This window comes from Allobosea sp. P1_A7 (assembly GCF_056406775.1).
Genome location: NZ_JBFTZN010000580.1, coordinates 1 through 1,648, shown reverse-complemented (window position 1 = coordinate 1,648; position 1,648 = coordinate 1). Strand labels below are relative to the sequence as shown.

3 protein-coding genes are annotated in these 1,648 nt (G+C 67.1%); all 3 read right to left on the bottom strand.

Going from position 1 to position 1,648, the window contains the following annotated elements; genetic code table 11:
• The coding region (locus AC1D34_RS37755; protein WP_476827053.1) for an NAD(P)/FAD-dependent oxidoreductase at window positions 1-537 on the bottom strand (537 nt) is incomplete at its 3' end.
• Window positions 538-622: 85 nt separating this feature from the next.
• A complete protein-coding gene (locus AC1D34_RS37750; RefSeq protein ID WP_069881941.1) occupies window positions 623-967 on the bottom strand; it encodes a RidA family protein in 345 nt (114 codons plus the stop codon).
• A gap of 67 nt (window positions 968-1,034) precedes the next feature.
• Window positions 1,035-1,648, bottom strand: a 614-nt coding sequence (locus AC1D34_RS37745; RefSeq protein ID WP_476827052.1) for a helix-turn-helix domain-containing protein, incomplete at its 5' end; no start/stop codon positions are given.

The following is a 1,648-nucleotide window of genomic DNA, read 5'->3' as shown; positions in this document are numbered from 1 at the left end:
GGCATCGAGCGCGACCATCGGGGTGTTCTCGAAGACGGAAACGCCGGCATCGATCACGGCCCGCCGCAGTTCGCGCGCCAATCTGGCAGGCTGAACGGTTGCGCCCTCGGCCAGGTAGACGCCGCCGCGGAACACCGGCGAGCGGCAATAGGCTGCCACCTCGTCGGGCGAGAGCTCATGGGCCATATCCGGCACGCCAAGACGCCGCGCGGTCTCGACATACCCCTTGATCTTGGCATCCTGCGCCGGCGAGGCCGAGACGCGGATGCTGGCGCCGTCGCGCCACCAGACATCGCGACCGGGCGCCGTCGCGAAGGCGCGGATCGCGTCCTGGGCGCGGGCTCCGGAACGGGCGACCGCCAGCGCGCCGTCTGAGCCGATATTTACTTCCATCCCGGCAAGCGAGCCCCAATAGCCCGAAACCTTGCCGCCGTTCTTGCCGGAATCCGGCCGGCCTGCTTCAGCGCTCATGGCCTCGATGAACCACCAGGACGGGTCGCCGGGGACGACGCTCGGAAGGGCAGATGACTGAGGCATGGCGGACCGCTTGCGCTGGAGGACGCGAGGATTTGGGGACACGCGAAAAAAGTCCGCCGCGATCACGCGCGGCGGACGTTGAGGCTCAGACGAGGGCCTGGACCTGGATCTCGACGAGAATGTCGTCCGCAGCCAGGCGCGACTCGACGGTCGCCCGTGCCGGCGGCTGCTTCGGGTCGACCCAGGCTTCCCAGGCCGCGTTCATCTCGCTGAAGGTGCTGATGTCCTTCAGCCAGATGTTGCCGACGACGATGCGGGTCTTGTCCGTGCCGGCCATCGCCAGATAGGCGTCGATCTGGGCGAGGATATCGGCGGTCTGCTCCTTGACGCCGCCGCTGCGGTCCTTGGCGGTGAGGCCCGACAGGAAGGCAAATCCATTGGCGACCAGCACCTTGCTGAGACGGCCGGTGACTTCGTGACGCGTGATCATGTTTCCTCTGGGTCTGCTGGAATGGCAGGCGAAGGCGGCCTTGCCGGCCCCGCCTGATACGATCGCCCTACAGGTGCGATTCCCGGATATTGATGATCCAGATCAGCTTCGCCTCGCTCGCGGAGCGGTTGACGACCTGATGCGGAATGGTGCTGGGGAACTGGAAGCTGTCCCCCTCCCCGATTTCGAAGACCTCGTCGCCGATGCTGAGCTCGACCCGACCGGAGAGGACATAGCCGCCCTTGTCGCCGGGCCCGCTCAGGAAGCTGCCGCTCTCGGCGCCCGGCGGTACGGTGAGGATCATGAAGCGCAGCTCGTTGTTGTCGCGCGGCGACAACAACTCCTTGGTCAGTTGATTGGTGCCGACGACGATGCGCGGGCGATTGGCCTGGCGCCGGACATATTGCGACTCGCGGGCCGGTTCGGCCGCGTCGCTTTCCAGGAACGACCAGAGCGTGACGCCAAGCGCGGCGCGCAGCTTCTGCAGCGTACTGACCGACGGGTTGGAGGCGCCGCGTTCGATCTGGCTGATGCTGCCGGAGGAAACGCCCGCCTTCGCCGCCAACTCCAGGATCGTCAGCCCACGCTCGGCCCGCAGGGCTCGCAGCCGCTGCCCGATCCTCATGGCCTCGAGCTGCTCGTCGCTGTCGATGTCGGCGTTCTCGGCGGGCAGCACTGTAT

Coding starts and splice junctions, on each gene's coding strand:
- AC1D34_RS37750 (WP_069881941.1), bottom strand. CDS start 967: ATGATCACGCGTCACGAAGTCACCGGCCGTCTCAGCAAGGTGCTGGTC.